Raw genomic sequence first — 6,457 nt, forward strand, 5'->3', positions numbered from 1 at the left:
TCTGCTGCTACGGCTCAAGCGCAAGTTCGCACCGGGCGGCATGCTGCATATCGGGCAGGGCAAGTGGTATCCGGGCGAGCAGCTGCCGCGCTGGGCGCTGTCTTGCTACTGGCGTAAAGACGGCGCGCCTGTCTGGCAGGATGAGACGCTGATGGGCGATGAGCGCCATGACCGCGGCCAGGGGCCGGAGGAGGCCGCGCGTTTCATCCGCACGCTGGCGACCAAGCTGGGTGTCGATCCGGACCATGCGCAGCCCGCCCATGAGGACGTCTTCTATTACCTTTGGCGCGAGTCGCGGTTGCCGGCCAACGTCGATCCGCTCGACAGCAAGCTCAAGGACCCGATCGAGCGTGCCCGGCTGGCGCGGGTCTTCAGCCAGGATCTGGATCGCGTCGCCGGCTATGCGCTGCCGCTGCGTTGGGCGGGGCTGACGCCGGCGCCGTTGGGGTCGGATGGCACAGCCAAGTCCGGCTGGGTCAGCGGGCGCTGGACGCTGCGCGATGGCAATCTGTTCCTGATTCCGGGTGATTCGCCGATGGGCTATCGGCTGCCATTGGATGCTTTGCCCTATGTGCCCGATGCCGAGCTGGACACGCACCCGGCGCGCGATCCCTTCGAGCCCGTCGCGCCGCTGGCGTCACCGCGCCGAGCGAGCAACCACGAGGGGACTCCGCATGCGGCCTATGACGAGATCGCGCAGCGCTACAGCCGCCTGGTGGAGCCGAGTCAGCTGCGCCAGCCGATCAACGAGCAAGGGCTGCAGCCCGATGAGATTGCGCGTCGCCATGGCCGCGATGCGCCGGTTGAGGATCATCGCCAACCGCTTGCCGAGCAGGCCTCGCTGCCTGATGACTACCCGGCCGAGCTGGTGCGCACCGCGCTCTGCATCGAGCCGCGCGAGGGTCGGCTGTACTGCTTCATGCCACCGCTGACCCATCTCGAGCACTGGCTGGAGCTGGTCGCCGCGCTTGAGGCGACCGCCGCCGCGACCGATCAGCGCATCATCATCGAGGGCTACGAGCCGCCGCGCGATGCGCGCCTGCAGAAGCTGGCGGTGACGCCGGACCCGGGCGTGATCGAGGTCAACGTGCATCCGGCAAGCTACTGGGACGACCTGGTGCGCGATACCCAGATCCTCTACGAAGAGGCGCGCCAGACCCGGCTCGGCACCGAGAAGTTCATGCTCGACGGCCGCCATACCGGCACCGGCGGCGGCAACCATGTGACCCTGGGCGGGCCGACGCCGGCCGACAGTCCGCTGCTGCGCAAGCCGGATCTGATCCAGAGCCTGATCACCTATTGGCAGCATCATCCGAGCCTGTCGTATCTGTTCTCCGGCACCTTCATTGGCCCGACCAGCCAGGCGCCGCGGGTTGATGAGGCGCGCGACGACAGCCTCTATGAGCTGGGCATCGCCTTCCAGCAGATGCCGGCCGGGCAGGTGACCCAGCCCTGGATCGTCGACCGGGTGCTGCGCAATCTGCTGGTGGATGTGACCGGCAATACCCATCGCACCGAGTTCTGCATCGACAAGCTCTACTCGCCCGATTCGGCCAGCGGCCGGCAGGGTCTGGTCGAGTTTCGCGCCTTCGAGATGCCGCCGCATGCGCGCATGAGCCTGGCGCAGATGCTCTTGTTGCGGGCGCTGGTCGCGCGCTTCTGGAGGCAGCCCTACACCCGCGCGCCTATCCGCTGGGGCACCGAGCTGCATGATCGCTTCCTGTTGCCGCATTTCGTGCGGCAAGATTTCGAGGATGTGATCTGCGATCTGCAGCGCGCCGTCTATCCATTCGAGTCGGCCTGGTTCGATCCCTTCTTCGAGTTCCGTTTCCCGCACTATGGCGATCTGGTCACCGCCAATGGCATCCGGCTCGAGCTGCGCGGCGCGATCGAGCCTTGGCATGTCCTGGGCGAGGAGGTGACCGCGCAGGGCACGGCCCGGTTTGTCGATTCAGCGGTGGAGCGGATGCAGATCAAGGTCAACGGCCTTACCGACAGCCGTCATGTCGTCAGCTGCAATGGCCGACGTCTGCCGCTACGTCCGACTGGACGCAAGGGCGAGTACGTCGCTGGCGTGCGGTTCAAGGCCTGGAGCCCGCCCTCGGGACTGCATCCGATGATCCCGGCGCAGGACCCGCTGATCTTCGATGTGGTCGATCTCTGGAATCGGGCCAGCCTTGGTGGCTGCAGCTACCATGTCTCGCATCCGGGTGGGCGCGCCGAGGAGCGCTTCCCGGTCAACAGCTACGAGGCCGAGAGCCGACGCATCGCGCGCTTTCGGCACATGGGGCATACACCGGGGGATATTGTTCCGCCGCCCGAGGAGCCGGCCGGCGAGCATCCGTACACCTTGGATCTGCGGTGGATGCCGGGTTGTTTGTGAGACGTCCTCCGCAACGCGGCAGGTCGGCTTGGCGATCTGTCCACTGCTAATCCATGCCAGCTTGTCCGAGGCCCGATGAAGAGAAGGGATAGCGCTTGAGGTTGTCGATCATCATCCCGACGCGGCGGTTTACTGATCAGCTTGCGGTGCGCATCGAGGCGCATCGCCAACTGTTCCCGGCGGCTGAGATCATCGTCGTCGAGCCCGCTGATCGACCTGATCAGCCTGCTGGGCAGGTTAGCAGCGGAAGTGCCAGCATGCGTATCGATAGCGGCGTTGATTCAACCGTTGCTCATGGTATCCAGCGGCTGCGTGCACCGCGTGGGCGCGGAACCCAGTGCAATGCGGGCGCCGCGCGCGCGAAAGAGCCGTTGCTGCTCTTCCTGCACGATGACACCGCGTTGCCACCCGAGGCGCCAGGCGTGGTGAGCAACGCCTTTGCCGATCCCAGGACGCAGATTGCCTGTTTCCGGCTGCGCTTCGATCACGCGCACTGGCTGCTCAGCACCTATGCCTTCTTCTCACGCTTCGACAGCTCGCTGACCAGTTTCGGCGATCAAGGCATCCTGATCCGGCGCTCCTTCTTCGCTGCGATTGGTGGCTTTCCGGACTGGCCGCTGTTCGAGGATGTTGACCTGCTCAGTCGTGCACGCCGGCGCACCCGCAAGCGGATCAAAAAGCTGCCCGCAGCAGTCACAACCTCAGCGGTACGTTTTCTGGAAAACGGTATCCTGCGCCAGCAGCTTCTGAATGCGGAGCTGATGCTACGCTTCTCCCTCGGGGCCTCACCGGAAGCGCTGCGGCGCCGCTATGAGACGCGGCGTGGATTAGGCGATTCAGCCGGGGTTGATCCATGAAACCGAGAGTCTATGTCGAAACCTCTGTTGTCAGCTACCTTACTGCCTGGCATAGCCGTGATCTGGTGGTCGCGGGCAACCAGGAGACGACGCGTGAATTGTGGGAACGGCGCGACGAGTTTGAGCTGTTTATCTCGCGGTTCGTTCTTGAGGAAGCTTCAGCCGGCGATCCTGGAGGTGCGCAACGGCGTCTGAGCGTCCTCGATGGGCTCCCTGAAATCGATATCACCGGTGAGGTTGAGCACCTGGCTGAGACCTTGTTAAGCCGAGTCGCTTTGCCGCCAACGGCTAAGCTCGATGCTTTGCATATTGCCTTGGCCGCCATTGGTGGGATGGATTACCTGCTCACCTGGAACTGTGCGCATATCGCGAATCCGGCGCTTCGTCGACCCATGAGCTTGACCATACAGGCCCTTGGATATGAGCCACCGATCATCTGCACACCGCTGGAGCTACTGGAGGTTTGACCGTGTCAACCAACCCGATCCTCGCTGAGCTGCACGCCATTCGCCACGAGTACGCCGAGCGCTTTAACCAAGACCTGCACGCCATCTGTGTCGATGCACGCCGCAAGCAGGGCCAGCAGGGGCGGCTCGTCGTTTCGCCAACGCCGACATCGGTCGTCGCTTGTCGGCCCCAACGAGATGACCAATCCGTTGATGTCCGCTCTGCGGCTGAGCGCGGATGATCAGGTTGAGCGATTAAGATGACCCCAGACCTGATCATTGGCCTGATTGTGCTGACGCTGCTGCTGGTGCTGGAAGGCACCATACCCTTCTACCTGGGGCGCGAGCAGCGCCTGCGCCATGGGTTGCGCAACGGCACGCTGGCCGCACTGAACGGTGCCATTGGCGCGCTGCTGGCACCACTACTGATGGGTGCGATGGCCTTCGCCGAGCAGCACGGCATTGGTCTGCTGCACTGGCTGCCGCTTGATGGTCCGCTGTTCGATGGCGGGTCGTTCCATGGCCTGCTCGGTGCGGCGCTGACGCTGGCGCTGGCGGTTCTGCTATTCGACCTCTGGATGTATGCCTGGCATCGAGCCAACCATGAGATCCCCATCCTCTGGCGCTTCCATCAGGTCCACCATACCGATCCGGCGATGGATGCGACCACCGCCTTGCGCTTCCATCCAGGTGAGCTGCTGATCTCGTCGTTGTTGAATCCGCTCGTGGTCTTGGCGCTAGGCATGGGGCTGACACAGCTGATCCTGTACAAGTCGGTGATGCTGGCGATCATCCTGTTCCATCACAGCAATGTGCGGGTGCCGAGCCACTGGGATGCGCGGCTGCGCTGGCTGATCGTGCCGCCCTCGATGCATCGGGTGCATCACTCGCGGATTGCGCGCGAGACCAACTCTAACTACGGCACGGTGTTCTCGTTCTGGGATCGGCTGTTCGGCAGCTTTCGACTTCGCCCGAATCCGCAACAGATCGTCTTTGGCACCGGTCATCATGATGAGCCAGCTTGGCAGACCTTGCCGCGCCTGCTGCGCCTGCCGTTGGCGCCGACACGCATACCGACGCAATACACCCAGCAAGGCGCTGCGCTCGGAGCCGCGAACCATGTCCAGCGATGAGCTGATCTTCGTCTATAACGCCGATACCGGGCTCTTCAATCAACTGGCCGATGCCGCCCATAAGGCATTTTCGCCCGACACCTACGCCTGCAATCTGTGTCGGGTGACCTACGGCTTACTGACCGAGAAGAAGGCCTGGCGGGATTTTGTCGCTAGCCTCGGCGTGCAGACCAGCTTCCTGCATCGCAATGAGATGCGAGCCCGGTTCCCGGAGCTGGACATTGCGCTGCCCGCGGTGCTGTCGCACTCTGCGGGCGGCGAGCCGCGCGTTTGCATCGACGCCGAGACCCTGAACCGCTGTGAGTCGGTCGAGGCATTGAGCGAGCTGGTGCGCGATGCCTGTCTCAGCCACTAAATAAACGCTTCATCGTCCGCGGTGGCGATGCGCGCTGTCCGTTAGCCGCATTGATCGCTGTCCAAGATTGACCCGTCCCATTGGAATGAGGTACTCGCATCTGATGCGCTGAATTCTTTGAAGGTGGTCAGAATACGCCAGCACCTCCGGTGGAGTTGGCCGATGCCTGATGCACGACACGATGCACAAAGCGCAGCTTCTCGATGGCCGGCGACGCCAGCACGAAAGGATAGGCGTGCTCATGGCCGATGCTGCGATTCAGGCTATTGAGGGCCAGAGTCAGCGGTAGCCAGTGCTGAAGGATGCTCTCGAACGACATCGGCCGATAGGCATCGAACCCGTGATCGACATCCAGTGAGTCATTGTTGCCGGCGCGCGGGCGGATGCTGAGCCCAAACTGATAGGCGGTTTCCAGTGCATCGACCATCAGCAGATAATGGGCCCAGCTCTCGGCCCAGTCTTCCCAAGGGTGCATGCTGGCATAGGCGCTGATGAAGTGCTCATGCCAGTCGGTCGGTGGTCCGTTCTGGTAGTGCTGCTCGAGCGCCTGCGCATAGTCACGAGACTCATCACCGAACAGCGCCCGAAAGGGTGTCAGCCAGTCGCTGTCGCGGATCAGACGGTCCCAATAGTAGTGGCCCGACTCATGTCGGAAGTGGCCGAGGATGGTTCGATAGGGCTCGTCCATCTGCTCGCGCATCCGCTCGCGCTCGGCCGGATCGGCCTCGGCGAGATTGATCGTGATCAGACCTTGCGCATGCCCTGTCATCACCTTATTGCGTTCGCTGAAACTGGCAGGGGCGTCGGCAAGGAACGCAAACTCGAGGCCGGTCGGGTCGGCTCGGCGCGGCACCACCGGTAGGCCAAGCTGGAGCATCGCGTAGATCAGGCGCCGTTTCTCGGTCTCCAGCGCGCGCCAGCGCTGGTGATTGCCAGCCACCGAGAGATCCGGGATGGTGCCGTTGAGGGCACAGGCGACACAGAAGGCCTGGTCGCTGTCGGCCTCGACCATCCAGTTACAGACCTCATGCTCGGCATTGTTGTGGCAGCGCCGATACCGGCCCTGTTCGCCCACCGGTTTCCAGATCCCCTTACCGATCTCCTCGAGTGGCACTAGACGCAGCTGATCCGGCAGGAAGCCGAGCGGCAGGTCGCATTCGGTGCAGCTGACATTCTCGAAGTAGAGGATGTTGCCGCACTGTGTGCAGCTAAAGAGTTTCATGCTGATCCTAGAGTGGCTCAGGCAATGCCTGATGGGTGACCGATCGGTGAACGGCCAAGGC

General features: G+C 63.3%; 7 protein-coding genes. 6 read left to right on the forward strand and 1 reads right to left on the reverse strand.

Going from position 1 to position 6,457, the window contains the following annotated elements:
• From ACY693_RS13180 to ACY693_RS13205, 6 genes are all read left to right on the forward strand, one after another.
• On the forward strand, positions 1 to 2,383 hold a 2,383-nt coding region (locus ACY693_RS13180), incomplete at its 5' end, for a transglutaminase family protein (protein ID WP_462322287.1).
• A gap of 95 nt (positions 2,384 to 2,478) precedes the next feature.
• Entirely contained in the window at positions 2,479 to 3,240 is a 762-nt protein-coding gene (locus ACY693_RS13185) for a TIGR04283 family arsenosugar biosynthesis glycosyltransferase (protein ID WP_462322288.1), read from the forward strand.
• A complete protein-coding gene (locus ACY693_RS13190; RefSeq protein ID WP_462322289.1) occupies positions 3,237 to 3,707 on the forward strand; it encodes a type II toxin-antitoxin system VapC family toxin in 471 nt (156 codons plus the stop codon). Before ACY693_RS13185 ends, ACY693_RS13190 begins: the two co-directional genes overlap by 4 nt.
• A gap of 2 nt (positions 3,708 to 3,709) precedes the next feature.
• Positions 3,710 to 3,928, forward strand: coding sequence for a hypothetical protein (locus tag ACY693_RS13195; RefSeq protein ID WP_462322290.1), 219 nt, complete (start codon positions 3,710 to 3,712; stop codon positions 3,926 to 3,928).
• Positions 3,929 to 3,946: 18 nt separating this feature from the next.
• A complete protein-coding gene (locus tag ACY693_RS13200) occupies positions 3,947 to 4,819 on the forward strand; it encodes a sterol desaturase family protein (RefSeq protein ID WP_462322291.1) in 873 nt (290 codons plus the stop codon).
• Positions 4,806 to 5,174, forward strand: a complete 369-nt coding sequence (locus tag ACY693_RS13205) for a hypothetical protein (RefSeq protein ID WP_462322292.1) — start codon at positions 4,806 to 4,808, stop codon at positions 5,172 to 5,174. Before ACY693_RS13200 ends, ACY693_RS13205 begins: the two co-directional genes overlap by 14 nt.
• Positions 5,175 to 5,301: 127 nt before the next feature.
• Here ACY693_RS13205 and ACY693_RS13210 read toward each other — a convergent pair whose 3' ends face one another.
• Positions 5,302 to 6,396, reverse strand: coding sequence for a zinc-binding metallopeptidase family protein (locus ACY693_RS13210; RefSeq protein ID WP_462322293.1), 1,095 nt, complete (start codon positions 6,394 to 6,396; stop codon positions 5,302 to 5,304).
• Positions 6,397 to 6,457 lie beyond the last annotated feature (61 nt).

This window comes from Halochromatium sp., from assembly GCF_054919635.1.